At 68.9% G+C, this 26,512-nt stretch carries 20 protein-coding genes; 9 read left to right on the top strand and 11 right to left on the bottom strand.

Annotated features, from left to right (window positions below):
* Positions 1 to 216 precede the first annotated feature (216 nt).
* The gene (locus tag AO501_RS19955) at positions 217 to 603 is read left to right on the top strand and encodes an STAS domain-containing protein (protein WP_055579348.1); all 387 of its coding nucleotides are present in this window, start codon (positions 217 to 219) and stop codon (positions 601 to 603) included.
* Here the strand turns inward: AO501_RS19955 and AO501_RS19950 are convergent.
* From AO501_RS19950 to AO501_RS19935, 4 genes are all read right to left on the bottom strand, one after another.
* Complete coding sequence (locus tag AO501_RS19950) at positions 574 to 1,362, bottom strand: RNA polymerase sigma factor SigF (RefSeq protein ID WP_055579347.1); 789 nt, start codon at positions 1,360 to 1,362, stop codon at positions 574 to 576. The genes AO501_RS19955 and AO501_RS19950 overlap by 30 nt on opposite strands.
* Before the next feature lie 7 nt (positions 1,363 to 1,369).
* On the bottom strand, positions 1,370 to 1,807 hold the full coding sequence (locus tag AO501_RS19945) for an ATP-binding protein (RefSeq protein ID WP_055579346.1): 438 nt from the start codon (positions 1,805 to 1,807) through the stop codon (positions 1,370 to 1,372).
* A 361-nt stretch (positions 1,808 to 2,168) separates the two neighbouring features.
* A complete protein-coding gene (usfY, locus tag AO501_RS19940) occupies positions 2,169 to 2,480 on the bottom strand; it encodes a protein UsfY (RefSeq protein WP_055579345.1) in 312 nt (103 codons plus the stop codon).
* 116 nt (positions 2,481 to 2,596) lie between these two features.
* Positions 2,597 to 2,986, bottom strand: coding sequence for a hypothetical protein (locus AO501_RS19935; protein ID WP_055579344.1), 390 nt, complete (start codon positions 2,984 to 2,986; stop codon positions 2,597 to 2,599).
* Positions 2,987 to 3,206: 220 nt separating this feature from the next.
* On the opposite strand from AO501_RS19935, the gene AO501_RS19930 reads away from it, so the two are divergent.
* The 3 genes from AO501_RS19930 to nei2 are packed head-to-tail and all read left to right on the top strand — an operon-like array spanning position 3,207 to position 9,229.
* Positions 3,207 to 3,884, top strand: coding sequence for a TetR/AcrR family transcriptional regulator (locus tag AO501_RS19930; protein ID WP_055579343.1), 678 nt, complete (start codon positions 3,207 to 3,209; stop codon positions 3,882 to 3,884).
* A gap of 33 nt (positions 3,885 to 3,917) precedes the next feature.
* Positions 3,918 to 8,477, top strand: a complete 4,560-nt coding sequence (locus AO501_RS19925) for an ATP-dependent helicase (protein WP_055579342.1) — start codon at positions 3,918 to 3,920, stop codon at positions 8,475 to 8,477.
* Between the two features lie 2 nt (positions 8,478 to 8,479).
* A complete protein-coding gene (nei2, locus tag AO501_RS19920) occupies positions 8,480 to 9,229 on the top strand; it encodes an endonuclease VIII Nei2 (protein ID WP_055579341.1) in 750 nt (249 codons plus the stop codon).
* A gap of 8 nt (positions 9,230 to 9,237) precedes the next feature.
* On the opposite strand, the gene AO501_RS19915 is transcribed toward nei2, so the two are convergent.
* The 3 genes from AO501_RS19915 to pstS all read right to left on the bottom strand — a co-directional run bounded on the left by AO501_RS19915 (position 9,238) and on the right by pstS (position 12,553).
* Positions 9,238 to 10,155, bottom strand: coding sequence for an alpha/beta hydrolase family esterase (locus AO501_RS19915; protein ID WP_055579357.1), 918 nt, complete (start codon positions 10,153 to 10,155; stop codon positions 9,238 to 9,240).
* Between the two features lie 23 nt (positions 10,156 to 10,178).
* Positions 10,179 to 11,381 carry a PPE family protein gene (locus AO501_RS19910; protein WP_055579340.1) on the bottom strand — a complete coding sequence of 401 codons (1,203 nt, stop codon included), beginning with the start codon at positions 11,379 to 11,381 and terminating at the stop codon, positions 10,179 to 10,181.
* A 98-nt stretch (positions 11,382 to 11,479) separates the two neighbouring features.
* Positions 11,480 to 12,553 carry a phosphate ABC transporter substrate-binding protein PstS gene (gene pstS / locus AO501_RS19905; protein ID WP_055579339.1) on the bottom strand — a complete coding sequence of 358 codons (1,074 nt, stop codon included), beginning with the start codon at positions 12,551 to 12,553 and terminating at the stop codon, positions 11,480 to 11,482.
* Positions 12,554 to 12,812: 259 nt separating this feature from the next.
* On the opposite strand from pstS, the gene AO501_RS19900 reads away from it, so the two are divergent.
* Positions 12,813 to 13,139 (top strand): DUF732 domain-containing protein, encoded by a 327-nt coding sequence (locus AO501_RS19900; RefSeq protein ID WP_055579338.1) that lies wholly within the window; start codon positions 12,813 to 12,815, stop codon positions 13,137 to 13,139.
* Positions 13,140 to 13,219: 80 nt separating this feature from the next.
* On the top strand, positions 13,220 to 13,426 hold the full coding sequence (locus AO501_RS19895) for a hypothetical protein (RefSeq protein ID WP_055579337.1): 207 nt from the start codon (positions 13,220 to 13,222) through the stop codon (positions 13,424 to 13,426).
* Here the strand turns inward: AO501_RS19895 and AO501_RS19890 are convergent.
* From AO501_RS19890 to mgtA, 3 genes are read right to left on the bottom strand one after another with little or no spacing between them, the layout of a single operon-like run.
* The gene (locus AO501_RS19890) at positions 13,423 to 16,326 is read right to left on the bottom strand and encodes an arylsulfatase (protein WP_055579336.1); all 2,904 of its coding nucleotides are present in this window, start codon (positions 16,324 to 16,326) and stop codon (positions 13,423 to 13,425) included. The genes AO501_RS19895 and AO501_RS19890 overlap by 4 nt on opposite strands.
* Positions 16,323 to 17,189: a pseudouridine synthase gene (locus AO501_RS19885; protein WP_055579335.1), complete on the bottom strand. Its 867-nt coding sequence runs from the start codon at positions 17,187 to 17,189 to the stop codon at positions 16,323 to 16,325. Before AO501_RS19885 ends, AO501_RS19890 begins: the two co-directional genes overlap by 4 nt.
* 45 nt (positions 17,190 to 17,234) lie before the next feature.
* Positions 17,235 to 19,847, bottom strand: coding sequence for a magnesium-translocating P-type ATPase (mgtA, locus tag AO501_RS19880; RefSeq protein WP_055579334.1), 2,613 nt, complete (start codon positions 19,845 to 19,847; stop codon positions 17,235 to 17,237).
* An 89-nt stretch (positions 19,848 to 19,936) separates the two neighbouring features.
* Between mgtA and AO501_RS19875 the strand changes: the two genes are divergently transcribed.
* The 3 genes from AO501_RS19875 (at position 19,937) to AO501_RS39530 (ending at position 24,952) form a co-directional block, all read left to right on the top strand.
* Positions 19,937 to 24,271 carry a cation-translocating P-type ATPase gene (locus AO501_RS19875; RefSeq protein WP_055579333.1) on the top strand — a complete coding sequence of 1,445 codons (4,335 nt, stop codon included), beginning with the start codon at positions 19,937 to 19,939 and terminating at the stop codon, positions 24,269 to 24,271.
* A gap of 67 nt (positions 24,272 to 24,338) precedes the next feature.
* Entirely contained in the window at positions 24,339 to 24,623 is a 285-nt protein-coding gene (locus AO501_RS39535) for a DUF5994 family protein (protein ID WP_231752552.1), read from the top strand.
* Positions 24,624 to 24,751: 128 nt separating this feature from the next.
* Entirely contained in the window at positions 24,752 to 24,952 is a 201-nt protein-coding gene (locus AO501_RS39530) for a three-helix bundle dimerization domain-containing protein (RefSeq protein ID WP_231752551.1), read from the top strand.
* On the opposite strand, the gene AO501_RS19865 is transcribed toward AO501_RS39530, so the two are convergent.
* Entirely contained in the window at positions 24,941 to 26,479 is a 1,539-nt protein-coding gene (locus AO501_RS19865; protein WP_055579332.1) for an FMN-binding glutamate synthase family protein, read from the bottom strand. The two genes, AO501_RS39530 and AO501_RS19865, sit on opposite strands and share 12 nt — an antisense overlap.
* Positions 26,480 to 26,512: the final 33 nt, after the last annotated feature.

Below are 26,512 nucleotides of genomic sequence, written 5' to 3'. Positions count from 1 at the left end.
CTCAAGGCTGCGGAAGGCGGCGGTGGCCTGGCCGGCCTTTCTGTGAATCCGGCGCCTTCGTTTGTCGGCCTTCCGCATCGCGGGTAGGGTCGTAAATAGGTTGAGTTCACAGCCCCCCCGGAAACAACGTCCGGTAGGTGCGATTTCTAAAAGCGGCATCTCGCCCACTTGATGTGATCCACAGCAACGACCACCGTCGACTGATGGAGCTCACAAATGTCTATCTCCCAAACCTGGCTCAAATGCGAAAACGCCGAGTTCACCGCCCAGTGGGAACACGGTTCGGGCACGGTCAGCGCGTACGGCGAGCTTGATGCCGCCAACGCCGACCTGCTCGCCGAATACGTCGCGCGCTGCATCAAGCACTGCCGCTGGCTGACACTGGATCTGACCGGCCTGAAATTCATTGGCACAGCCGGTTTTTCGGCTTTGCACCGGATCAATGTGGGGTGCTCGGGCGCCGATGTGCGATGGGCAATGGTGCCCAGTGTGGCCGTGTCCCGGCTACTGCGCATCTGCGACCCGGACGGCGTGCTGCCGGTCAATGAGCCGAAGCGGTCCGCGCAGTCGCGGCTACTCCAACTGATCCCGGAGTCGAGCTAGCGATTTCGCCAGCAACCGGGACACATGCATCTGCGAGATGCCCACCCGCTCGGCGATCTGCGTCTGCGTCATCGACTCGAAGAACCGCAGTACCAACACCATTCGCTCCCGCTCCGGCAGCGCCTCCAGCAACGGGCGCAGCGCCTCGCGGTTCTCGATGCGATCGAGGCCCTGGTCGACGTCGCCCAGGGTGTCGGCGATGGCGCGCGCATCGTCGTCTTCATTGCCGCCACCACTGTCGATGGACAGCGTGTTGTAGGAGCTGCCGGCAACCAGGCCCTCGACCACCTCGGCCCGGTCCATACCCAGCTCGGCGGCGAGTTCGGTTGCGGTGGGCGCGCGGCCCAACCGCTGCGACAACTCGGCGGTGGCGGTGCCCAGCCGCAGGTGCAGTTCCTTCAGCCGGCGCGGAACCTTGACCGACCAGCTGTTGTCGCGGAAGTGGCGACGGACCTCGCCCATGATGGTGGGCACCGCGAAAGAGACGAAATCCGAACCGGTTTCGACGTCGAAGCGGACGACGGCATTGACCAGACCGACGCGTGCGACCTGGATCAAGTCATCGCGTGGCTCGCCACGCCCCTCGAACCGCCGAGCGATGTGATCGGCCAGCGGCAGGCAGCGCTCCACGATCTTGTCCTGGTGGCGCTGGAATTCCGCCGAGCCGGCGGTGAAGCCCGCCAGCTCGCGGAACATGTCCGGGACATCGGCGTATTCGTTGGGACGCGAATTGGAACCGCCGGCAGTTTGCTCTGTCAACTGGCAGTCACTTACTGGGGGCCGCCCGTCGCGCGGTCAACGAGATGCCGAAGACACTGCCCGCTGCATCGGGTTCGCGACCGTCATGGAAAGTCTGGACATCATCGGCCAGGGAGGTCAGGACATGCCAGCTGAAGCTGCCCGGCGCCACCACGTCGTGGGTGTCACAGGCCGCGGAGGCCTCGACCACGAGCTCGTCGTCCCGCGGGTCGACCACCAGGCTCAGGATCGCACCGGGTGTGGCCGAACGGATCAGACGCGTGCACGCTTCGTCGACCGCCAGCCGCAGGTCCGCCACGGCGTCGAAATCCAGGTCTTCGAAGGTGCCGATGGCACCGACCAACGTGCGCAGCATGGCCAGGTTCTCCAGGCGTGCAGCAACGTTCAATTCGACGGCGCGGTATCCGCGTTGGCGCCCGTCAGCGCGCTGATCCGCATCGGTCATCTGGCCTCCCGGCAATATTCGGCCGACACTACTCCTGGCAGGGGTCCCGGCAGGGGCGCCGGATTGCGGCCCGCCGTGGACCAAGGGGTCGAGCCGGTTGGTCATGATCGCCACCGGGTATCTAACCAGTTGCGGGCCACGCAGGCATAACCGGCACGGCCCTGGTTGCGATAAGGGTATGTGTCGGTGTCGTCGTGATTCTGTGCCCCATGATGGGGTGACCACGCTAACGCAGAATTGCCGGTACTCATCATGGTGCAAACTTGATACCCAGTTGTCGGTGGGTAAAAACGCCGCCGACCTGGTTTCCTGCTGTGACCTTCCCGACCCGGCCGCCTCGCGGGAGCGGGCAGACAATCCGTTAGCTCGCCAGCCTCTGACGCTGGACTTCCGGGTGCTGGGCGTACCAGCGGTCGGCGATCCTGCGGATCCGCGCGTGCTCGACAGCCAGCCATAGAGCGCCGATCACCGCGACGACGGCCGCCGCGATGCCGGAGGTCACGCCCTGCGAGTGGTGTCCGGTGGCGAAGGCCGCAAGCGAGCCGACACCGCCGATGATCCCGGCCACCACCAGGAAGTACCCCGGCCAGTGCAGGACGTCGATCAACGATTCGCCGGCAAGTGGCCGCGTCGTCCGCAAGTGGTCGACGGGGTCACGAAATGTGTCCCCCATGACTCCTCCTCATTCCATTCCGAAGAGCCTGTTCAACGGGCTCTACAACCAACGGTAGAACTACTGGAACGGGATTGGGAGGGCGCAGACGTGGCAAGTTTGCGACGGCGCAGACCTCAGAGAGCCAGCGCCAAGGCCGGGCCGGCGATGTGCGGCGCGCTCATCGACAACGTCACCAGCATCAGGGTCAGCAGGAACCACCCCGCGCCGTGCCAGCCCCACCAGGTGCCCTGGTCCCGCCACACCCGGTAGGTGCGCAGGAACGCCCACACCCCGGCGATCAGCAGAATCAGCGGACCACCGAACGCGAGGATGCCCCGCTCCGGCGGACCGCAGGCCACGGTGTCCGTGCTGACCCCTCCGCAGGTGCTGACCCACAGGGCCGCTATCACCACGAAACCCACCGCGGCGGCAGTGGCCAGGGCGGCGAAGCGGATGGCGGCGTGGACTTCTCTGTCGTCCTGATTTGCGCGATCGCCGCGTATTCTCTCGTCTGCTGTTCGCATCGGAGCACCTCTGTATCTCGCGAGTCGCTCGCGGCAGCTGCCGGTTTTCGTTAGCCGCGACGCGTTTTCGTCCAATACCCCGCGTGCCCCCCAGGCAAACCGGCAGGAGTCCGCGTCGGGCTCATTTCACAGCCCCGACCTGCGCCGGAAGACGAACGAAATCCGGCGGACCCATCCGCCGTGGCGGTCTTCATATCCACCGTGAGTAATATCTGTCCTTATGGCGACAGCCAGGAGGCGGTTATCCCCCGAGGATCGACGCGCCGAACTGCTCGCTCTGGGGGCGGAAGTCTTCGGTAAGCGACCCTACGACGAGGTGCGGATCGACGAGATTGCCGAGCGCGCCGGTGTTTCGCGTGCGCTCATGTATCACTACTTCCCTGACAAGCGGGCGTTCTTCGCCGCGGTGGTCAAGGACGAAGCGGACCGGCTCTACGCGGCGACCAACACCCAGCCTTCCCCGGGCATGACGATGTTCGAGGAGATCCGGATGGGCGTGCTGGCCTACATGGCCTACCACGAACAGAATCCGGAGGCCGCCTGGGCGGCATACGTGGGACTCGGCCGCTCCGACCCGGTCCTGCTCGGCATCGACGACGAGGCCAAGAACCGCCAGATGCAACACATCATGACCCGCATCGCGGAAGTGGTGGGTGGCATACCCGGACAGGCGGCGCTGGAGGCCGAGGTCGAACGCGACCTGCGGGTCATCCTGAACGGCTGGCTGGCGTTCACCTTCGAAACCTGCCGGCAGCGGATCATGGATCAGACGCTGGAAGCCGACCGGCTCGCCGACGCCTGCGCGCACACGCTGCTGGACGCGATCGCCCGCGTCAAAGACATCCCGCCGCAACTGGCCGAGGCGATGGCGACCGCACGCTTCAAGCCGCAGGTTTAGTCACTTGTCGGTGCCCCTTGGCACCATGGCAAGGTGAGCAGTTTTTCGCCGGCGCCGGGTCTGACGCGATTCAGCGCGATCACCCGTGACTGGTTCGCCAGCACCTTCGCCGCGCCCACCACCGCGCAGGCGCAAGCGTGGACGGCGATCGCCAACGGCGACAACACGCTCGTCATCGCCCCGACCGGCTCGGGCAAGACGCTGGCCGCCTTCCTGTGGGCACTCGATAGCCTGGCGGCTGCGCCGGATCGGCCGCGCGGCACCCGGGTGCTGTATGTGTCGCCGCTCAAAGCGCTCGCGGTGGACGTCGAACGCAACCTGCGCACTCCCCTGGCCGGGCTGACCCGACTCGCGCAGGCCCGCAGCCTGCCCGCGCCCGAGATCGGCGTGGGAGTCCGGTCCGGAGACACTCCGCCGGCGCTGCGCCGCCAGCTCATCAACTCACCGCCCGACGTGCTGATCACCACCCCCGAGTCGCTGTTCCTGATGCTGACCTCAGCGGCCCGCGAGACCCTGGCCGGCGTACAGACGGTCATCGTCGACGAAATCCACGCCATCGCGGCCACCAAGCGAGGCGCGCATCTTGCGCTCTCGCTGGAAAGGCTCGACGAACTGCGCGAGGGGCGGGGAGCCCAGCGCATCGGACTGTCGGCCACCGTGCGCCCCCCGGAGGAGCTGGCCCGGTTCCTGTCCGGGCAGTCCCCCACCACCATCGTGGCGCCGCCGTCGGCCAAGACGGTCGAGCTGTCGGTGCAGGTGCCGGTGCCCGACATGGCCAACCTGGCCAACAACTCCATCTGGCCCGATGTCGAGGCGCGCCTGGTCGACCTGATCGAATCCCACAACTCGACCATCGTGTTCGCCAACTCCCGGCGGCTGGCCGAGCGACTTACCGCGCGGCTCAACGAGATTCACGCTGAGCGCGCCGGAGTCGAGCTGCCGACGGGAGGCAACACACAGGTGGCCGGCGGCGCCCCGGCCTACGTGATGGGCAGCGGACAGAGCTTCGGCGCGCCCACGTTGTTGGCCCGCGCGCACCACGGATCGGTCAGCAAGGAACAGCGCGCGATCGTCGAGGAGGACCTCAAAAGCGGGCAGCTCAAAGCGGTCGTCGCGACCTCGAGCCTCGAGTTGGGCATCGACATGGGCGCGGTCGATCTGGTGATCCAGGTGGAGGCACCGCCGTCGGTGGCCAGCGGCCTGCAGCGGATCGGGCGCGCCGGCCACCAGGTCGGTGAGGTGTCGCGCGGTGTGTTGTTCCCGAAGCACCGCACCGACCTGATCGGCTGTGCGGTGAGCGTGCAGCGGATGCTCACCGGGCAGATCGAGACCATGCGGGTGCCGGCCAACCCGCTCGACATCCTGGCCCAGCACACCGTGGCCGCGGCCGCGCTGGAGCCCCTGGATGCCGACCGCTGGTTCGACACCGTGCGGCGCAGCGCGCCGTTCGCGACGTTGCCGCGCAGTGTGTTCGAGGCGACGCTGGACCTGCTGTCCGGCAAGTACCCGTCGACCGACTTCGCCGAGCTGCGGCCGCGGCTGGTGTACGACCGCGATAGCGGCACGCTCACCGCCCGGCCCGGCGCCCAACGGCTGGCCGTCACCTCCGGCGGCGCCATTCCCGACCGTGGGCTGTTCACCGTCTACCTCGCCACCGATTCCGAAAAGCCTTCGCGGGTAGGCGAACTCGATGAAGAGATGGTCTATGAGTCGCGGCCCGGCGACGTCATCTCGCTGGGTGCCACCAGTTGGCGCATCGTGGAGATCACCCACGACCGGGTGCTGGTCGTGCCCGCGCCCGGGCAGCCCGCGCGGTTGCCGTTCTGGCGCGGCGACGACGCGGGCCGCCCCGCCGAGCTCGGCGCCGCGCTCGGCGCGCTCACCGGCGAGCTGGCCGCCCTCACCCGCGACGAATTCGACAAGCGCTGTGCGGGTTGGGGTTTCGACGAGTACGCGCGGGACAACCTGTGGCGGCTGCTGGACGAGCAACGGACCGCGACCCAGGTGGTCCCCACCGATATGACGTTGCTGGTGGAGCGGTTCCGGGACGAGCTGGGCGACTGGCGGGTCGTCCTGCACTCGCCCTACGGGCTGCAGGTGCACGGCCCGCTCGCTCTGGCGGTCGGCCGGCGGCTGCGGGACCGCTACGGCCTCGACGAGAAGCCGACCGCATCCGACGACGGCATCGTGGTGCGGCTGCCCGATACCGGCTTTTCCACCGACGGCGATAGCCCGCCCGGAGCCGAGCTGTTCGTGTTCGACCCCGACGAGATCGACCCGATCGTCACCGCGGAAGTAGGCGAATCCGCGCTGTTCGCCTCGCGGTTCCGGGAGTCGGCCGCCCGCGCCCTGCTGCTGCCCCGACGCCATCCCGGACGCCGTTCGCCGTTGTGGCAGCAGCGACAACGCGCCGCGCAGCTGTTGGCGGTCGCGCGCAAGTATCCCGATTTCCCGATCGTGCTCGAGACCATCCGCGAATGTCTGCAGGACGTCTACGACGTGCCGACTTTGACCAACCTGATGGCGCAGATCGGCCAGCGCAAGGTGCGGGTGGTCGAGGTCGAGACGCCCCGTCCGTCCCCGTTCGCCGCGTCGCTGCTGTTCGGCTACGTCGGCGCGTTCATGTATGAGGGCGACGTGCCGCTGGCCGAGCGGCGGGCGGCGGCCCTGTCGCTGGACAGCTCCCTGTTGGCCGAACTGCTCGGCCGCGTCGAACTGCGCGAGCTGCTCGACCCCGACGTCATCGCCGGCACCGGGCGCCAGCTGCAGCACCTCTCCTCCGATCGGGCCGCGCGGGATGCCGAGGGCGTCGCCGACCTGCTCCGGCTACTGGGCCCGCTGACCGAGGAGGAAGTGGCAGCGCGGGCGAGCGCCGCGGACGTCGGAGGCTGGCTGGAAGGTCTGCGCGCAGCCCGCCGGGCGCTGACGGTGTCGTTCGCCGGGCGCAGCTGGTGGGTTGCCGTCGAGGACATTGGCAGGCTGCGCGACGGGGTCGGGGCGGCGGTTCCGGTGGGACTGCCGGCAGCGTTCACCGAATCGGTGGCCGACCCGCTGGGCGAGCTGCTCGGCCGTTACGCGCGCACCCACACCCCGTTCACTACCGCCGAAGCGGCCGGCCGCTTCGGCCTGGGATTGCGGGTGACCGCCGACGTGCTGGGCCGCCTGGCCGCCGACGGCCGGCTGGTGCGCGGGGAGTTCGTCGCCGCGCCCACCGGTGGCGCGGGATCCGAGCAGTGGTGCGACGCCGACGTGCTGCGGATTCTGCGGCGCCGTTCGCTGGCCGCGCTGCGCGCCCAGGTCGAGCCGGTCAGCACCGCCGCCTACGGGCGTTTCCTGCCGGCCTGGCATCAGGTGGGGACCTCCGAAACCGGGGTGGACCGGCTGGCGGCCGTGATAGACCAGCTGGCCGGGGTGCGGATACCCGCGTCGGCGCTGGAGCCGCTGGTGCTGGCACCGCGCGTGCGCGACTACTCCCCGGCCATGCTCGACGAGTTGCTCGCCACCGGCGAGGTCACCTGGTCGGGCGCGGGGTCGATCTCGGGCAGCGACGGCTGGGTCGCGCTGCACGTCACGGCTTCGGGGGCCGACTCCCTGCCGCTGACCCTGGCACCGGCCGCCGAGATCGAGTTCACCGACGTGCACCGGGGCATCCTGGACGCGCTGTCCGGTGGCGGCGCGTACTTCTTCCGTCAGCTTGCCGGGGCCGGCGGCTCCGAGGCCGAGTTGAAGGCGGCACTCTGGGAGCTCGTCTGGGCCGGTTGGGTCACCGGCGACACGTTCGCACCGGTGCGCGCGCTGCTGGGTGGCAGCACGGGCCCGCGTAAACGCTCGGCGCCCGCGCACCGCAGCCAGCGGGCGCCGCGGCTGAGCCGCTACAGCGTCGCGCACGCGCAGGTCCGCTCCGCCGAGCCGACGGTGGCCGGGCGGTGGTCGGCGTTGCCCGCGCCGGAGCCGGACTCCACGCTGCGGGCACATTTCCAGGCCGAGCTGCTGTTGAACCGGCACGGGGTGCTGACCAAGGGCGCGGTGGCCGCCGAGGGCGTACCTGGCGGATTCGCCACGCTGTACAAGGTGCTCAGCGGTTTCGAAGATGCCGGGCGCTGCCAGCGCGGCTACTTCGTCGAGTCCCTGGGCGGTGCGCAGTTCGCCGTCGCCTCGACGGTTGACCGGTTGCGCAGCTATCTCGACGGCATCGACCCGCAACGCCCGGACTACCGCGCCGTCGTCCTGGCGGCGACCGACCCGGCCAACCCTTACGGCGCGGCGCTGCCCTGGCCCAGTTCGCAGGCCGAGGGGTCGGCGCGGCCGGGCCGCAAGGCCGGGGCGCTGGTGGTCCTGGTGGACGGCGAGCTGTGCTGGTTCTCCGAACGCGGCGGACGGTCGCTGCTCACATTCACCGACGACCCGGATGCCAACCGCGCTGCGGCCGTGGCGCTGGCCGAACTCGTTTCGGCCCGGCGGGTGGCGTCCCTGCTGGTCGAGCGGGCCAACGGGGTGTCGGTGCTGACGCCCGACGGGCCGGCCGCGGTCGCGCTCGACGCGCTGGTCGAGGCCGGTTTCTCCCGGACGCCGCGCGGGTTGCGGCTGAGGTAACCATGCCCGAAGGCGACACCGTTTGGCATACCGCCGCGAACCTGCGCGAGCACCTCGTCGGTCGCACCCTCACCCGCTGCGACGTCCGGGTGCCCAAGTTCGCCACCGTGGACCTCACCGGGCAGGTGGTGGACGAGGTCCTCAGCAGGGGCAAGCACCTGTTCATCAGAGTTGGCCCGGCCAGCATCCATTCCCACCTGAAGATGGACGGCAGCTGGCGGATCGGCCGTCAGCGGGTGGATCACCGGGCACGAATCATCCTGGAAGCCGGTGATATTCGTGCCGTCGGAATCGATCTAGGTGTGCTCGAGATACTCGAGCGCGAGCACGACGGCGTCGTCGTCGCGCATCTGGGGCCGGATCTGCTCGGCCCGGACTGGGACCCTCAGCTCGCCGCCGCCAACCTGATGGCGCAGCCGGATCGCGCCATCGCCGCCGCGTTGCTGGACCAGCGCGTCATGGCCGGGGTCGGCAATGTCTACAGCAACGAGTTGTGTTTCATCAGCGGGCATCTGCCGACCGCGCCGGTGCGCGCCATCGCCGATCCGCTACGGCTGGTCTCGCGAGCGCGGGAGATGTTGTGGGCCAACCGCTCTCGCCGCAACCGCACCACCACCGGCGACACCCGGGCCGGTCGGCAGGTCTGGGTGTACGGGCGGGCGGGGCAACCGTGCCGGCGGTGTGGCACACCCATCGCCTACGACGGTGACGCCGAACGGGTGCAGTACTGGTGCCCGTCCTGCCAACGGTGAGGCTGCGCTCAGTCGCGGCCGTGCGTCAGGAAGAACTCGGCGATGACCTGGGAGCCGTCGAACACCCGGGTGGTGGCCCCGATGACCGTCTTCGGCAGGTACTGCTTGCCGCCCGGCCACGTGTGCCCGCCCTTCTCGATCTGGTACAGGACGACTTCGGTGCCGTCCGCGCACCCTTCCGAGTCGTACCGGCGCACCACGGTCCCGTCGTTGACCGGAGGCAGATCCTCGATTGTCGGCGGACCCTGGCAGCGGTCGACGGCCCGCCACCGGTCGAGCAGGCTGTTGACCGAGATGGCGTGGCTCAGCCCGCCGCGGCCGCGGACGTCGCCGCCGTTGTAGGGAACCACCGGATCTCCGGTGCCGTGCGCGTCCAGCACCGACACCGGCCGAGACGGGTTGCACGCCACGCCGACGCCCAGCGTGCCGGAGATCGGCGCGATCGCCGCGAACACATCGGCACGCTCGCAGGCCAGGCGATTGGACATGAACCCGCCGTTGGACATGCCGGTGGCGAAGACATGTCCCGTGGGGACCTTGAAGTCATCGCGCAGCTTGGTGACCAGTGAGACCAGGAAGCCGACGTCGTCGAGACGTTTGCGGTCGGCCGGCGCCGCGCCCCGGCCGTCGCCCCAGCTCTTGTCGTAGCCGTCGGGGTAGACCACCAGCAGGCCGTTGGCATCGGCGACGGAGTCGAAATCGGTCAGGCCGCGCTGCCCCGCGCCGGTGCCGCCGCCGCCGTGCAGGTTGAGCACCAGCCCGACCGGCGGACCGGGCGGCACGTGCACCAGATAGGTCCGGTTCAGTCCGCCGTAGGGGAAGATTCCCGCCTGATCCCGCGCGCGGGCCGCCGCAACCTGCCGCTCACCGCACCCGACCAGGCAGGCGAGCAGAACGGCCAGCAGGAGCAGTCGCGCCCAGGGCATGCCGTCAAACGTACCGACTTTGCTCACCCCGCTGAGGGGGGGCGGGTCATGAAGGTGCCCTTGAGCTCCAGGCCCATCGCGAGGTCCTCGTACTTCGGCTCCTTGCGCTTCTTCCAGCCGCTTCCCGCCGAGGGTGTGATGGGCGGCGCCATCAGCGGCGGCAGCATCGGGAAGTCGGAACCGGCATCCCCGGCGGGCAGCGGCGACGCCGCCGACGCGAGCTGCACCGGCATGTGCGCGCCGGTCAGCACCGCGGTGGCGGCCGGCGGCGCGGACAGGCTTCCCATCGAAACGGCGACGCCCATCGCGGCCGCCGGTTCGGCCGAACCCAGCGCCGTGGTCGCGCTCGTGAGTGATCCGATGGCCGACTCGCCCTCCGAGAGGCCTGCGGCGATGTCGGGGGCGACCGACTGCAGCGCCTGAGCCGAGGTGTTCTGCGCCAGGTAGCTGAGCATGTTGATCGGGAATCCGGACGACACGAACTGATTGGCGTAGGTGTTGGCCAGGCCGAACCACCCCTGGTTGGGGTCGAAGGTGACACCGATCGCCTGCAGCAGCGTGTCGACCGGAGACACCGGCGGCGGCACGGCGTCCGCCGGGGCGACTGCCGCGGCGGCATTGGCGAGCACCGACGACACGTTGCTCGACGTCGCCTGGGCAGTCGCCGTCTGCACCGCCTCGGCCTGAGCCGCCGGCCCCTCCGGCGTGGTGATCGACGGCGGGGAGGTGAACATCGGCAGCTGCAGGGCCTGCGCCGAGGCCGCCTGGTAGCGATACATGGCCGAGGCGTTGCTGACCCACATGCGTTCGTACTGCGCCTCGGTTTCGGCGATCGCCGTGACATTCTTGCCCAGCCCGTTGGTCGCGAGCAACCGCGCCAACTGGGCACGGTTGGCAGCCACTACCGAAGGATGCACGACCGCGGACTGCACGACCCCGAACGCACCCGCGGCGGCCTGCGCCGCGGACCCCAGTGCCAGACACTGCTGTGCGGTACCGCCCAGCCAGGTGAGGTAGGTGCCGACCGCCTCGATCATGGCCGCGGACGCCGGGCCGTTCCAGGCCTCGGCCACCGCCCCGAGCACCGGGGAATAGGCGCGAATCGACTCCTCCAAGTCGTAACCGAGCCGTTGCCACGCATACGAGGCATCGAGCAGCGGTTCCCCTCCGGGCCCCGAGTGGATCAGCGCCGAGGTGACCTCGGGCGGCAGTCCGATGAAATCCATGCCATACACAATGTCAAGTCAGGTAAATTTTTGCGAAACATTGCGTTGTCTTGGAGAGGAAATACCCAGGAACATTGCGCGTCAGGCCTCGTCGTCGGTCACGAGACGGCGCCGACGGCCGCCGCCAGGCGCGGCCGGAACTCCTCGGGCACCGGCGCGTATCCGTTGTCGGCCAGGCCGCTCTGACCGGCGCCGGTGGCACTTTCCAGGAACGCCTTCACAGCCGCACCGACCTGGGCGTCGGGGTACTTCGAGCAGACGATCTCGTAGGTCGCCAGCACGATCGGGTAGGCGCCGGCCTGATTGGGCCGGTAGAACGAAATCGTGTCGAAGGCAAGGTCGTTGCCCTGCCTGATGAACCAGGCGGACGAGATCGTCTTGCCTACCGAGGTGGTGTCGATGCCGACCGGATCCGGACCGGCCGAAGTGACGACCTTGGCCACGCTCAGCTGCCGGGCCAGGGCGAACGACCATTCCACGTAAGTGACCGACCCGTCGGCGCTCGCCACGGCCGCGGCGACGCCGTCGCTGCCCGCCGCGCCCTCCCCCACGCCGCCATGGAATTCCTTGGCGGCGCCCCTGCCCCACGCATCGTTACCGGCCGTGTCCAGATACCTCTGGAAGTTCTCCGACGTGCCGGACTGATCGCTGCGGAATACCACCCGGATCGGCTCCGCCGGCAGTGCGACGCCCGCGTTCAGCGCAGCGATCGCCGGATCGTTCCAGGTGGTGATGGCGCCGTTGAAGACCTTGGCCGCGGTCGGTCCGTCCAGGTTCAACGACGGGACGCCGCGTAGGTGGTAGGCGATGGCGATCGGGCCGAACACCACCGGCAGGTTCCAGACCGGCGACCCGCACCGCTGCTGTGCCCTGCCATACTCGTCTTTGCTCAACGGTGAATCCGAGCCGGCGAAATCGGTTTGGCCGCCCAGAAATTCGCTGATCCCGGCGCCGGAGCCATTGGCGGTGTAGTTCAACGAATGCCCCGGGCACGCCTGCTCGAAAGCCTTGGCAAAGCGGGTGATCGCATTCTCCTGGGCAGTGGAGCCACTGGCTTTGAGCGTCGGGTGGCCGCCGCAGGCTCTGACGCCGGTGTCACCGGCACACGCCGACACCATTCCCGCACCGATGGCCAACACCGTCAGCCCGGCGCCGAATCGATTGAGGTCCAATTCAATTCCTCGACGGATACCGACGCGTAGTCATGCGGAACACTAACAAGTTCGGAGCACCGAGATTTGTTCTGAAGCGGGCCGGCACCATGCCGATTCGACGATTTCAGCTCCAGTTCGCGACCGGTTCACGGTCTGGAAAACTCACCCGTTCACCGTCACGGATCGAGGGGATGGCACCCATCTCCCTTCGTAACGTGCAATGATCGCGATGTAAGCATCGTGTTACGTCGCACTTGTCCGCGGGGAGGTCCCAGTGATGGCGCTGTGCCGCTTACTCTCACGCGCTCTCGTGCCGGCAGCGGCGCTCACGCTGGTGACAGCGACGGTCTTGCCGACCGCCCACGCCGACGGTGTCGATAACCAATTCCTCAACGCGCTTCAATCGCACGGCATCAATTTCGGGACACCGCAGGCCGCGATACTCGCCGCGCACAAGGTATGCGACGAACTCGACGCTGGTCGACTGAAGGCCGATGTCGCTAATGAAGTGGCTGGTAGCAGCAACCTGGACGGTTATCACTCCGGGTATTTCGTGGGTGTCAGCATCGCCGCTTACTGCCCCAGGCATCACCAGACGAACTAGCCAACGTTAACTGAGTCGTAACCAGGCGCCGGCGCCGCAACACCTAGACTTTCGATACGCATATCACCGGGGAGTGATGAGTGATCAGGAAAGTGTTGGTCGGTTTGGTCGTCGTGACTACCGCGATAGCCACCGCCAGTCCAGTCGTCGCCGAACCCAGCCCGTTCAGTGTCCTGAACTGCAGCTGCGACGGCAGTGCCTCGTTCCAGCCTCGCGGCACGATGAACGAGCAGATCGACACCGGGATCGAGAACGGCCTGACCGACCTGCTGGGTCCTCAGGGCTAACCGGCGGCGCCGCGCCCCACGGCTTGCACCGAGGCGTGTTCGTGCAGCGCCATCTCGTTCTCGGGTGAGACCGGCATGAGGTCGAAGACGACCTCCTTGACGGTGCCCTTGAACGCATACGGCGCCTTGTCCTCGTAGTCGCGGTCGACGACGAGCCCGTTGTCGCGGCCGACGTCGAGGCCGGCGTATGACGTGAACGACAAGCTGACCGTTTGCGGCAGTTCACCTTCGCCGATCTGACGGTCGCCGGCCCACAACGTGACGCGGCCACCCGAGCCGACGACGGGCTGAGCCGAGTCGAACAGCATCCGGACGGTGACCTCCCCGGTCGGGATCGGTTCGGTGGACACCTGCCGGTAGGTCTCGACGCCCAGGAACGAGTAGGTGTGGTGCAGCCGGCGCTCACCGTCCACCCACAGCGCGAACCCGCCCATGAAGTCGGCGTTGGCGACGATCACGCCCTCCGCGTCCTCGGGCACCGTCAGCCGCGCCTCGATCGCATAGGAACGGCCGTAGATGCGCGGCACCATGCCGCGCTGGATGTTCTGGACGTCACCTTTGAACGCGAACCGGGTGGTGGTGGGCAGCGGCGGCAGATCACCGAACATCACCGCGAGCCCACCCAGCAGCGGCAACACCCGGTTGCGCTCGGCTTCCTGCCACCACAGCTCCTGCAGCTCGGCGAGCTTGTCGGGATGTTGGGCGACGAGGTTGTTGGCCTGCGAGAAATCGTCGGGCAGGTAGTACAGCTCCCAGACATCCTGGTCGGGGTCATAGGTGCCGGGCGCGAACCGCTGCATGGTTTCCGGCGAAAGATCCCACGGCGCCCGGTCCAGCCGGGCCGATGCCCACCATCCGTCCTTGTAAATGGCGCGGCTGCCGAACATCTCGAAGTACTGGACCGTTCGGTGCTCCGCAGCCGCCGCATCGTGGAAGCTCTGCAGGAAACTCGTGCCGTCCATCGGCTCCTGCTCGACCCCGTCGACGCTCGTCGGCACCGGTAAACCGATGGCCTCCAACACCGTTGGGGCGATGTCGATGCAGTGCGTGAACTGACAGCGCAGCTTGCCGTCCGGCCGGATGCGGCTCGGCCAGGCGATCACCATCGGGTCGCGGGTGCCACCGAGGTGGCTGGCCATCTGCTTGCCCCACTGGAACGGGGTGTTGTTGGCGTGCGCCCAACCCGAGGCGAAGTGCGGCGCGGTGAACTCGTCGCCGAGCGCCTCGATCCCGCCGTACTGCTCGATCAGCGCCAACTGCTGGTCGGCGTCGAGATCCAGGCCGTTGAGGAACGTCATCTCGTTGAAGGAGCCGGTGTTAGTGCCTTCCATGCTGGCGCCGTTGTCGCCCCAGATGTAGATCACCAGCGTGTTGTCGGCCTCGCCGAGCTCGTCGATGGCATCGAGCAGCCGGCCGACGTTGTAGTCCGCGTTCTCCGAGAACCCGGCGAACACCTCCATCTGCCGTGCGTACAGCTTGCGCTGACTGTCGGTGAGACTGTCCCAGGCCGGGAAGAGGTCCGGCCGCTCGGTCAGCTCGGCATCGGGCGGGATGATACCCAATTGTTTCTGGCGCTCGAACGTCTTCTGCCGGTAGACATCCCAGCCCTCGTCGAACTTACCATGGTACTTGTCCGCCCATTCCTTGAACACGTGGTGCGGCGCGTGGGTGGCGCCGGTCGCGTAGTACATCATCCAGGGCTTGGTGGCGTTCTGGGCACGCACGGTGTGCAACCACTCGACGGCCTTGTCGGTGAGGTCGTCGGGGAAGAAGTACGGCCGGTCGCCTGAGGGCGCATCCGGTATGCCGATGACCGTGTTGTCCTGGGTGATGATCGGGTCGTACTGGCCGGCGGCCCCGCTCGGGAAACCCCAGAAGTGGTCGAATCCCCAACCCAGCGGCCAGTTGTCGAACGGGCCGGCCGCACCCTGCACGTTGTCGGGAGTCAGATGCCATTTGCCGAAAGCGCCTGTCACATAACCGTTGTCGCGCAGGATCCGGGACAGCGCGGCGCAACTGCGGGGTTTGACGGTGGCATAGCCGGGGTAGGGGCCGGGAAACTCGCAGACCGACCCGAAACCCACCCGGTGGTGATTGCGCCCGGTCAACAGCGCCGCACGGGTCGGCGAGCACACCGCCGTGACATGAAAGCGGTTATACGCCAACCCGTTTTCGGCCACCCGGGACAGCGCCGGGGTGCTGATGCCGCCGCCGAAGGTGTCCGGACCACCGAATCCCGCGTCATCGATCAGCACGATCAGCACGTTGGGTGCGTTGTCCGGCGGCATGGCCCCTGGGACGATGGTCCAGTCACCGACCGACTCGGCGACGGTGCGCCCGATGGTGCCGCCGAAGTTGCGTTGCGGTATGGGCAGTTTGGTGCGGTCGGGGTTGAACTTGCCCATCGCCTCTTCCAGCGCCGAACCCAGTGACCGCAGCGTCGAACGACTCAGCTCCGCAACCGATTTCATCGGCGATCCGGCCATCGTCTGTTCCACCGGGAGCCGGCCCTGCGCCGGCGTCACGGCGATGATCAGGGCGCTGCCCGCCGACAGGGCCTCTCCGATCTTGTCGCCCAGTCCGCTGGTGATCCGGTGGTGGGCGAAGGTGCCGGCCAGCGCGCCGGCCGCGGCACCGAAAGCGGCGGTGGCCAGCAGTGCCGGCGAGAACAGGCCGACGGCCAGGCCCGCGCCCGCGCCCCACGCGGCGCCGCGGCGGCCGAGCTTGTTGCCGGTGTCCAGCAACACCCCATTGCCCTCGGCGTCCTTGCCTACCAGCACCGCGCCCTGCAGCGGCAGCGTCTTGGCATTGGCGCGTCCGGTCAGGTTCTCGAAGTCGCTGCGCGCGGTGTCGATGTCCTGATACCCGGCAACGATGACGAGCGCGTTGTCTTCACTCATAACCAGATTTCCTCTCGGCGGCTGACGAACTCGCGACGGGACCCGGTGAGCGGGTCATCGAACTCGATACGGTGGGCCAACAACTGCAGCGGCGTGCTGAAGTCGTCGTCTTCGGTGTGTAACACCCTGGGATACAACGGGTCTCCGTGTATCGGCACGCCCAGCTCGGCCATCTGCAGCCGGAGTTGGTGGGTACGGCCGGTCCGCGGTGTCAACCGGTAGAGGCCGTCGGGAGACAGGAGTTCGATCAGTGTCTCGGCATTGGGCTCGCCGGGTTCGATGACCGCCTGCAGGTTGCCGCGGCGCTTCACGATGCGGTTGCGCAGCACCCGCGGCAGCGCCAGCGCGGGGTCGACTGCAGCCCGCGCCAGGTACGTCTTGCGCACCAGCCCGCGCGCGAAAAGTGTTTGATACCTGCCCCGCAACTCCCGCCGGGTGGTGAACAGCAACACACCCGCGGTCAGCCGGTCCAGCCGGTGCGCCGGACTCAACTCGGGGAGGCCGAGGCTGCACCGCAACCGCACCAGCGCGGTCTGCGCAACGTGGCGCCCCCGCGGCATGGTGGCCAGAAAGTGCGGCTTGTCGATCACCACGATGTCGTCGTCGCCATGCAGCACCGGGACGTCGAAGGGCACCGGCACCTCGTCGGGCAGATCCCGGTAGAGATACACGCTGGCACCCGCGGGCAATACGGTGGCCTCGTCGACAACCCCGCCGTCGGCATCCACCACTTCGCCGGATCGCACCTTCGCACCGGCCCGGGCACCGAATCGGCCGACGAGTTCGGCCAGCACCGGACCGCCGTGCAGGCGCACCCGCACCGGCCCCAGGGCGTCCCGAACGCCGATCAGTGCAGGCTCCATCGCGAGCAGACTATCGACCGGGACGGGTGCATGCGGGGAAATTCGCTAGACCCGGTGGTGGTGGAAACGCGCCGCGCGTCGCCGGATCCGGTGGGCCCGTCCCCGGGTGCGATGCGGTTGATCGGCAAGACGCATCGGTTCGGCGTAGAACATCGCCTTGGCCAGTTCCACGAGAATCAGGTACACCACCACGAAGCCACCGAGCACGGCGAAGAACTGCCACGGCAACGTGGTGAAGCCCAGCTGGGAGGCCAGCGGAGACACCGTCAGACCGACCCCGACGGCCACCACCGTCAGGCTGGTCGCCGTCAGCAGCCCACTCGGTCTGCTGCGGAAGAAAGGGACCTTGCGGGTGCGGATCGCGAAGATGATGAGCGTCTGCGTCGCAAGCGATTCCACGAACCAGCCGGTGCGGAACTCGACAGCGCCGGCGTCGAGCACGCCCAGCATCAACCCGAAGGTCATGAAATCGAACAGCGAACTGATCGGGCCGAAAATCATCATGAACCGGCGGATGAACGCGACATTCCAGTGCGAGGGTGCGTGCAGTTGCTCTTCGTCCACCCGGTCGGTGGCAATCGGCAGCTGGGAGCTGTCGTAGAGCAGGTTGTTGAGCAAAATCTGGCTGGGCAGCATCGGCAGGAACGGCAGCAGCGCCGACGCCGCGGCCGCGCTGAACATGTTGCCGAAGTTGCTCGAGGTGCCCATCAGCACGTACTTGATGGTGTTGGCGAAGATCCGCCGTCCCTCCGCCACCCCGGTGGCCAGCACCCCCAGGTCCTTTTCCAGCAGCAGCACGTCGGCGGCATCCTTCGCGACGTCGGTGGCGCTGTCCACGGAGATACCGACGTCGGCGGCATGCAGAGCCAGCGCGTCGTTGACGCCGTCCCCGAGGAAGCCCACCGAGCGTCCGCTGCGCCGCAGTGCGGCGATCAACCGGGCCTTCTGCTCGGGCGAGATGCGGGCGAAGATGGTGTGCCGGCGCGCCGCGTCGGCGAATTCGTCATCGTTGTCCAGCGCTTCCAGCTCGGCGCCCGTGACGGTGCCCTTGGATGCCAGACCCAAATCCTTGCAGACTTTTTCGGCGACCCGCGGGTTGTCGCCAGTGGCGATCTTCAGTTCGATGCCGAGGCCGGCCAGGGCGGCCAGGGACTGGCGCGCGGCAGCCTTGGGTTCGTCGGCGAACACCAGAAATCCCGCCAGCGTCAGCCCGTGCTCGTCGTCGGCGGTGATCGCTGTCAGGTCGTCGGCGGGCCGGGTCGCCACCGCCACCACGCGGCGCCCGGCTGCGAACAGCGTCGCCAGAGTTTCCTGCGCCACCTGAGGCGTTTCCGGGCAGCGGCTCAGCACCTGCTCGGGAGCGCCCTTGACGATGAGCAGGCGGTTGCCGTCGAGGCCGTCGACCAGAGCGGAGGTTGCCCGGCGCTCATGGTCGAAGGGCGACATCGCGATACGGCGCACGCCGGCGACCAGCCGCGACGACTGCGGCGAGTCCCACAGCGCGGCATCGAGGGCGTTCGCGCTGGCCCCGCCGGATTCCGGGTCGACGTCGGTGGCCAGCAGCCCCAGCCGCAACACCGCATCGGCGGGTGCGCCGGCCGCGTCGATCGTCTCGACCAGCCGGATCCGCCCCTCGGTCAGCGTCCCGGTCTTGTCGGTGATCAGGATGTCGATGTCACCCAGGTCCTCGATGCAGACCAGCCGCTTCACCAGCACCTTCGCCTTGGCCAGCTGCCTCGACCCGGTCGCCAGGCTGGTGCTGACCACCGCGGGCAGCAGCTGCGGGGTGATACCCACCGCGATGGCCAGCGAGAAGAGCACCGAGTCGATCACCGGCTTATGCAGCAGGAGATTGCTGGCCAGGATGACCACCATCAGCGCTATCGCGACCTGCAGCAGCAGATAGGAGAACCGGCGCAATCCGACCTGGAACTCCGTCTCGGGCTGTCGGGTGTCCAAACCCGCTGCGATGCGCCCGAATTCGGCGTCGCGGCCGGTGGCGTACACCACCGCGGTGGCCTCGCCGGCGCTCACGATGGTGCCCATGAAGGCCAGGTCGGTCAGGTCGGCCAACGCGGTACCGGCCGGAACCGGCTGCGGCGACTTCTCCTCGCCCGTCGATTCTCCCGTCAGGATGCCCTCGTCACATTCCAGGCCGCTGACCTCGATCAGCCGGACATCGGCCGGGACGGCCTCGCCCAGCGAGAGCCGGATCACGTCACCTTGCACCAACGCGGTGACGTCGACGGTGACGTATTCACCGTCACGGCGGACCAGGGCGCTGTGGTGTACCCCGGCGTGCAGTCGCGCAGCGGCGTTCTCGGCACGGTATTCGTTGAAGAAACTCAGCCCGGTACTGGCCAGCAGGATCACGCCGATGATCAAGGCCTGCGTGCTGTCGCCGAGAAAGTACGACACGGCCGCGGTGACCGCCAGCAGGATGAGCACCGCATTGCGCAATTGCCGGGCCAGGATCGCCAGCGCACGGACGCGATGGATGCGCACCACGTTGGGGCCGTACCGCAGCAGCCGGGCCGCGGCCTCGGCCCCGGACAGGCCGACGGCCGAGCTGTCCAGCCGGCGCAGGACGTCGTCAATCGGAGCCGCGGCAACCTCATTCGCGGTCAATGCGGGCGGCACGGCAGGACTCTCGCGCATTTGACCGGATTGCACAAGTGACGAAGGGCATCTGAACGGCCACCCAAACGCTCCTGCGGCGCCCGCGTTGCGGGACTACTCTGCTGCCTATGCGTCTGCCCGGATGGGGCCTGGTGGCGGGCACCGCGCTGCTGGGAGGCGGCGCGGCAACACGGGTGGGCAGGTCGGTGGCGCATGCCACGCCCGACATTCCGGCGTTGGCGCGCACCGCCGCAGGCGTGGCGATCGAGGCGATCGGTGGCCCATCGGTGCGCCGTACCAGCAGCAACGGCGACCGGCGCTGGATCGAGGTGCGAGGGCTGCGCGACGAGCACGCCGCGCAGACGGCCGCCGACGTGCTGGCGGCGGTCCGCGCTACCGCGGGTGTGCGGGCGGCACACCTGAACCCGACGCTGGCCCGGGTGGTCGTCACGCTGGACACCGAGGCCGCCGCACCGTCCACGGCCCAGCTGTGCCGGATCGTCGGCGAGGCCGAACGCCGTGGCCGTCGGGGGTTGCCCCGGGAGCAACCGATCAGCCTGCCCGGGGACGACGCGGTCCTGCTGGGCAGAGTTGCCGCGGCCACCGCCGCCACTGTGGGCCTTGGCCTTTCGCTGACCGGCAGCCTGCTGCGGCTACCCCGACTGCCTGACCTGCTGGCGGTGCCGCCGACGCTGGCCGACCACCTGCCGCGGTTGCGCCGCGAGGTGGACCGCCGGCTCGGACCGGACGGCGCCGACCTGTTGTTCGGCGTCGTCAACGCGACCGCTGCGGCACTGACGGTGTCGCCCGCGGCGGCGGCCGCCGAAGCCGCTACCCGCGTGCTGCTGGCTGCCGAGGCGTGGAACGGCCGGCTGGCGTGGAACCGCCATGAACCCGCGCTGGCCAGTCACCCGGGTCCGGAGACCGGCGCGCCGAGGATCGCCCCGACGTTCCCCGACGGTCCCGCGGAGCGCTATGCGAACCGGGCCGGCGCGGCCGGCGTCGCCGCCGCCGCCGCGATAGGCCTGTTGTCGCGCAACGCCGATGCGGCCGGCGCGGCGGCGCTGGCCGCCGTGCCGAAGCCGCTGCGCGCCATCCGCGAGGGATTCGGCTGCGCGATGAGCCGGGGCCTGACGAACCGGCACGACGCCCTGGTGCTGCACCCACGCGCCCTGCGCCTACTCGACCGGGTCGACGCCGTCATGATCGACCCTCGGGCCCTGTACACCAACGACCTGACAGTGAGTCGCGTTCTGGGAGTGGCGGATTCGCAGCGCACCACCGCCTGGGACGCGGTCCGCGCCGCACTGGCGGAGGACGGGCTGACACCCGGATGGCACCGGCTGGCGGACATTCCCGGAGCCGGCGACGACGGTCAGGCGCTGATCAGTCCGGTTCGAGATCCGTACGCCGCGGCGGTCGTCACCGAGGCGCGCCGCTCGCGACCGCGGGTACTCTGCCTCGAAGACGACGGATTGCGTTCGCTGGCACAGGGATTCGACCATCTCTACCCCTTGGACGGGTCGGTCGACGAAGCGTTGGCCGCAGCCGTGGCGGAGCTGAAGGCCGGCGGGGCCACCGTGGCGTTGCTGACCACCTCGGCGATGCGGGCCGCCCATGACTCCGACGTCACTATCGGCGTGCTGCGGCAGGGGTACACCCTCCCCTGGGGCGCCGACGTCGTGGTCGCCGACCTCACCGGCGCCTGGCGGATGCTGCACGCGCTGCCCGCCGCCCGGGCTGCCACCGACAACGCGATCCGGCTGTCGGCGTCGGCCTCGGCCGTCGGTGCGCTGATGCTGATCCCGGGCGTCCCGGGGCGCAGCTCGGTGTCGGTGAACCTCGGCATGGCGGCCAGCCTGTGGTTCGGTTTACGTTCGGCTGCAAAGATTTTCGGGGACCCGATACCCGAGCCGGAGGCCGGACACGACTGGCACGGCCTGCCGGTGCGGGAGGTGCGGCGGCTGTTGCCGCGACCGCCCGACCAAGCCGCCGAAGCGGCGCTTGCCTGGTGGCGACGGTGGTTGCCGGTGCGGGTGCTGGGCGGCGCGACGACGAAATCGTGGCGCCTCGCGCGCGATTTCACCGACGAGATGCGCAACGACCTGTCCGATCCCATCACCCCGCTGCTGGCCACCGGTGCGGCGGCCAGTGCGCTGCTCGGCTCACCGCTGGACGCGTTCCTGGTGGGTAACGTGTTGCTGCTCAACGCGGCACTGTCGGCCGAGCAGCAGCTGCGCGCCCAACGCATTCTCAATCGCCTTCAGGCGGTGCAGGATCCGCCGGCGCGGCGGCGGGTGGGCCCGCTCGACGAGAGGCGCCGCGAGAAGGTGCCCGCCAAACGGCTGCGTCCGGGCGACATCATCGAAGTCCGTGCGGGGGAGGTGGTTCCGGCCGACGCGCGACTACTGCACGCCTCCAGCGTGGACGTCGACGAATCGACGCTGACGGGCGAGTCGCTGCCGGTGTCGAAGCAGACCGAGGCGACGCCGGGCGCGCCGCTGGCCGAACGGACCTGCATGCTCTACGCCGGCACCACGATGGTCGCGGGCACGGCGGTGGCCGTGGTGACCACGGTGGGTTCGCGGACCGAGATGCGCCGGGCGCTCGCGATGACGCCGAGAAAGTCCCGCGAGATCGGGCTGCAGCGGCAGCTGAGCCGAATCACCCAGCGCGCACTGCCGTTCAGCGTCGGCGGCGGGGCCATGGTCGGACTGCTGAGCGTCGCGCGGGGCACCCCCCTGCGGGAGGCGGTGGCCGGCGCGGTCACGTTGATCGTGGCAGCGATCCCGGAGGGGTTGACGCTGGTGGTGACGCTGGCCCAGCTGGCCGCCGCGCGCCGGCTCACCGGCGATTCGGTGCTGATCCGCAACGCCCACTCGGTCGAGGCGCTGGCCCGGTTGAACGTGGTGTGCTTCGACAAGACCGGCACGCTGAGCGAGAACCGGCTCACGGTCAAGGCGGTGCGTCCGGCGGCGGGCTTCGACGCCGACGAGGTGCTCGACGCGGCGCTGAGCACAACGTATTCCAGGCACGCGCACCGCGTCGAACACGCCACCGACGACGCGATCGTCCAGGCCGCCGACGGTTCGCGGCCGCGCCCGCGGCCGAACCGGGACGCGTTCCTGCCTTTCCAGTCCGGCCGCCCGTACGCGGCCGCGCTCGTCGGCACCCGGCTGACCATCAAAGGGTCACCGGAGGTGCTCGTGTCGGCGCTCGCCCACCGCGACGGTCCGTTGACTCGGGCGATCGAGGAGATGGCCGGCGACGGTTTCCGGGTGCTGGCGGTGGCCGAACGCCGGCTCACCCGCGACCAAGCCACGGCCGCCGCGGCGGATCCGGATCTGCTGGAGAGCCTGTGCGGCGCTGAACTCACCGCTGTCGGGCTGCTCGGGCTCGCCGATACGCCGCGGCCGTTGGCGCAGGCGGTGCTCACCGAGCTTGCCAAGCGCGATATCGAGGTCCGGTTGATCACCGGGGACCATCCCGCCACCGCGACCGCGATCGCCCGGGACCTGGGCATGGACGTCTCCGCTGGTCAGGTCATCACCGGAAGTGACTGGGAGTCGCTACATGCCAGGCAGCGCGCGGCCGCCGTGCAATCCAGGCTGGTGTTCGCCCGGATGTCGCCGGAACACAAGGTGGAGGTGGTCCAGGCGCTGGAGAAGGCCGGGCTGGTCACCGCGATGGTCGGGGACGGCGTCAACGACGCCGCCGCGATCAGGGCGGCCAGCGTGGGGATCGGGATGGCCGCGCGCGGCAGCGACGCCGCCCGCACCGCCGCCGACATGGTGCTGCTCGACGGGCGGATCGAAGGGCTGCTCGACGCGCTCGACGAAGGCCAGCAGCTGTGGCGGCGGGTGCACTCGGCGGTGTCGGTGCTGTTGGGCGGCAACACCGGGGAACTGTGCTTCGCATTGATCACCACGTTGCTGACCGGCCGATCGGTGCTCAACGCCCGGCAGATGCTTCTGGTCAACATGCTCACCGATGCGCTGCCGGCCGCCGCGCTCGCGGTCAGCCCGCAGAACCACGACGGCGCGGTCGACCGCGACGAGGCGGCGATGTGGCGCGCCATCGGCATCCGTGGGGTCGCCACCACGATCGGCGCCATGCTGGCGTGGGCGATGGGCCGCGCCACCGGCACCCGGCGCCGGGCGGCGACGGTGGCGCTGATCGGGCTGGTAGCCACCCAGCTCGTGCAGACGCTGGCCGATTCGCGCAGCGGGCTGGTGGTGGCCACCGCTGGTGGCTCCCTCGTCGTGCTCGCGGTGGTGATATCCACTCCTGGTCTGAGCCAGCTGTTCGGGTGCACCCCGGTGGGCCCGCTGGGGTGGGGTCAGGGGCTGCTGGCCGCGGCGGCTGCCTGCCTGGTGGCGGTGCTCGCACCCGGCCTGTTGGCTCGCGCGTCGTACGGCGCTCGCCAGATCATCGGCCGGGTCAACGATTTCGCGCCCGCTTAACCGAAAGTTCGCCCGCTGTTGGGCCGCTGCGCTCGCGAGCTGTTCACGACGACCGTATTTTTATGTGATGCAGCGTCCAACCCGGTTGGAAATCAAGCCTTTTCGGCGAATTTCTGAGCATGTTGACGGGGCCTGGTGGCCGCGGTCCAGACGACTGACCGACGAACTGCCCGGCCTGGTGACGTCGTTGGCCGAGGAACTGGGGCCGATCGCCATGGTCGGCTACCACCTCAGCAGCTGGGACGGCGCCGCGTCGGTGCTCGAGATCGGCGGACGCACCATCGAACTGCTGGGCTTCAGCGGCGACGAGCCGGCCGGCATCATCCTGATCGGACACGACGGACCCACCTGAGCCTGCAGGTCATCCCGCCGGACGCCAGCGAACAGAGTGGCGAGCAAGCCCTGCAGGAGGCACGCTCAGGCTCCGACGACGACGTCAACGCCGCGAGCCGTTCGCTGGTGGCACGATCGGTAGCTGACGTGGCAGAGAAACTGGCCCAGCATGAAGGCCGCGGCGACCAGCAGCGCACGGCGGCTCTGCGCCCACAGATCAGGCAATGGTGCGAAGACGCCGCTCAGCAGTTCGTCGACGCGCCGGTGCAGCAGTTCGTCCCGATCCTCGTCGAGCACATCGTGCGTGGCCGGTTGATGGAGTTGCGGGCAGCGGCGTCAGCTTCCTAGGGCGTTAGCCAGTGCGGTGATCGCCTCGACGTCGGCCGGCCCGGGCAGCCCCCAGTCTGGCTTGTAGTCGAACAAATCCTCGGCCCGCGCCGACTGCAGGTCGACGTCGAGCACCTCGATCGCGTTCAGCGGAACCAGGGCGGGGTGCACGTGGCCGCAGGCCCGGGCCAGGCACAGCAACTCGAAGCGCAGGGTGGCCAGATAGTTGGCGCAGCGCACCGACTTCAGGGCCGGGTCCAGGCCGTGCTGCAGCCAGGCCGACTGCGTCGCGACGCCGGTCGGGCAGCGGCCGGTGTGGCAGCGCTGCGCCTGAATGCACCCGATGGCGAACATCGCGGTACGGCCGACGTTGATCAGGTCGCAACCCAGCGCCAGGGCCAGCAGCGCGTTCTCCGGAATGCCCAACTTGCCCGACCCGATGAACACCACGTCGTGGTGCAGACCCTGCTCGGCGAAGGCGCGGTAGACCCTCGGAAACGCCCACTTGAAGGGCAGCGCGACATGGTCGCTGAACACCAGCGGCGCCGCGCCGGTGCCGCCCTCGCCGCCGTCGACCGTCACGAAGTCCACGCCGCGCCCGGTACGGGCCATCCGCGCCGCCAACTCCGGCCAGAACGCGTCTTCGCCGACCGCCGATTTGATGCCCACCGGCAGCCCCGTCGCGGCGGCGATCGTCTCGACGAACTCCAGCAGACCGTCGACGTCGCGGAAGGCCGAATGCCCGGCCGGGCTCTTGCAGTCCACCCCCACCGGGATACCGCGGATCTTGGCGATCTCGTCGGTGACCTTGGCGCCGGGCAGCATTCCGCCCAGCCCGGGCTTTGCGCCCTGGCTGAGCTTGATCTCGATGGCCCGGATCGACGGGGTCGCGGCCACCTGGTCGATCAACCGCGGCAGGCTGAAGGTGCCGTCGTCGTTGCGGCAGCCGAAATACCCGGTGCCGATCTGCCAGACCAGGTCGCCGCCGTGCAGGTGATACGGCGACACTCCGCCCTCGCCTGTGCTCTGCATGGCGCCGGCCATCGCGACGCCCTGGTTCAGCGCGGTGATCGCCGCACCGCCCAGCGCCCCGAAACTCATCCCCGATACGTTGACCAGCGATTCCGGCCGAAATGCCTTGGTGCGGTTGCGCGCTCCGCCGAGTACCTTGGCCGCCGGCAGCGGCACCTTCGGGTCGGGGTGGCCGGGATCGCCGTCCGGGGCCGACACCGGAAACGCCGCATGCTTGATGATCGGGTAGTTGTGGGCGCGCTCCAGGTCGTTGTCGGTGCCGAAACCGAAGTAACGGTTGCTCATCTTCGACGAGGTGTACACCCAGCGCCGTTGGTCGCGGCTGAACGGTTTCTCCGCGTTGTTGTCGGTGACGATGTACTGCCGCAGCTCCGGCCCGACGGCTTCCAGGATGAACCGCAGGTGGCCGACGATGGGGTAGTTGCGCAGGATGGTGTGCCGGCGTTGCCAGAGGTCCCAGCCGGCCAGCCCGGCGATGCCCGTTCCCAGCACAGCACTCACGGAGTGTCGTTTCACGCCCTCATGCTCACCCGGGCCACCGACACCTGG

This window comes from Mycobacterium gordonae (genome assembly GCF_001417955.2).
Lineage (GTDB): Bacteria > Actinomycetota > Actinomycetes > Mycobacteriales > Mycobacteriaceae > Mycobacterium > Mycobacterium gordonae_B.
The sequence above is the reverse complement of the archived record's forward strand: the minus strand, read 5'-3'. Positions and strand labels throughout refer to the sequence as shown.